Source organism: Sphaerisporangium corydalis, assembly GCF_025506355.1.
Taxonomy (GTDB): Bacteria; Actinomycetota; Actinomycetes; order Streptosporangiales; family Streptosporangiaceae; genus Sphaerisporangium; species Sphaerisporangium corydalis.
The window spans coordinates 1-1,236 of the sequence record NZ_JANZYP010000156.1 but is presented as its reverse complement, the minus strand read 5'-3'; the positions used below and the strand labels follow the sequence as shown (position 1 = coordinate 1,236).

The window sequence follows — 1,236 nt, the reverse complement described above, 5'->3', positions numbered from 1 at the left end:
GTGAGGGGGATTTGGCCTTTGAGCATTTTGCCGCCGTCGCTGGTGAGGCGGAGGTAGTAGTCGGAGGAGCAGGGGGTGCCGTCTTCGTCGAGGGCGAGCATTCCGGAGTTGGTGGGGACGGTGTTGAGGGTTTCTGCGGTTTTGGCTATTTGGTTTCCTTCGTTGTATTCGTCGAACATGGAGATGTAGATGGCTTGGGCGCCGAGGCGGGTCATGTTGTAGAACTGGCGCCACATGAAGTCGCCGTGGGCGCGTTGGCGGGTGGTGACGTCGCCGGGGAGGACGCAGGGTTGGTAGTCGATGCCGTGGGTGTTGCAGTCGGCTTGGTCGGGGGTGTTGACGTTGGTGTGGAAGCGGTCGGTGTCGGCGGTGTTGCCGATGCGGCCGACCATCCAGGGGGAGATCATGTTGAAGGCGTGGTAGACGTCGGTGAAGCCGGGGCGGGAGTCTTCGGTTCCGGTGCGCCAGTGGGTGGGGACGCCGCCCATGACGTAGCAGCCTTGGTTTTTGAACCAGTTGATTACTTCGAGGCAGGGTGGGGGGGTGAAGGGGCGTTTGGGGTCGTTGAAGCCGAAGCCCCAGATGCCGACGACGGGTTTGCCGTTTTGTTTGGCGTAGGCGGGGCTGGTGGTGTGGGTGGACATTTTGGTGGTCCAGTCGGTTTTGATTTCTCCTTGCATGTTGGTCCAGTCGGTGACGTCGTACATTATGTAGAATTTGGTGTTGTGGTTTTCTGCTGCGGTGCGGACTTTTTGGGTGATGGCGTCGCGGGTGGGGCCTTCGCCGCTGTTGGGGTTGAAGCGTTGGAGGGCGGCGGTGTCGATGGTGTTTTCTTGCATCCAGCGGAAGTGGGTGTCGATGGTCTGCTGGTCGTAGGAGGAGAACAGGGTGGCGGGCTGGCCGTTTCTGAGGTTGGCGTAGTTGGTGGGGTAGGTGTGGGTGTATTCGCGGGTGTCGGGCCAGGCGACGATGGTGGTGTTGGAGGGTGAGGGGGGTTGGGTGTTGTTGGCGGACCAGTGCCACCAGGCGTTGATGGGGGCGGTGTCGCCGGGGGCGGCGAACCAGCCTTGGTAGCCGACGGTGATTTTGCCGACGACGTCTCCGGGTGGGCTGGCTGCTGCTGATGCGGGGGTGGTCAGGGCGGACATCAGTTGCGACGATGACACCGCGGCCAGGGCGGATCCCGACATGACAGAGGTCATGAACCTCCGGCGCGAAACGGCCACGCGAACTCCT

At 62.2% G+C, this 1,236-nt stretch carries 1 protein-coding gene; it reads right to left on the bottom strand.

All coding sequences use genetic code 11. The annotated features are described in order from the left end of the window. Nucleotides 1-1,202: glycoside hydrolase family 71/99-like protein (locus NYZ98_RS41310; RefSeq protein WP_262851028.1), on the bottom strand; the 1,202-nt coding region annotated here is incomplete at its 3' end. Nucleotides 1,203-1,236: the final 34 nt, after the last annotated feature.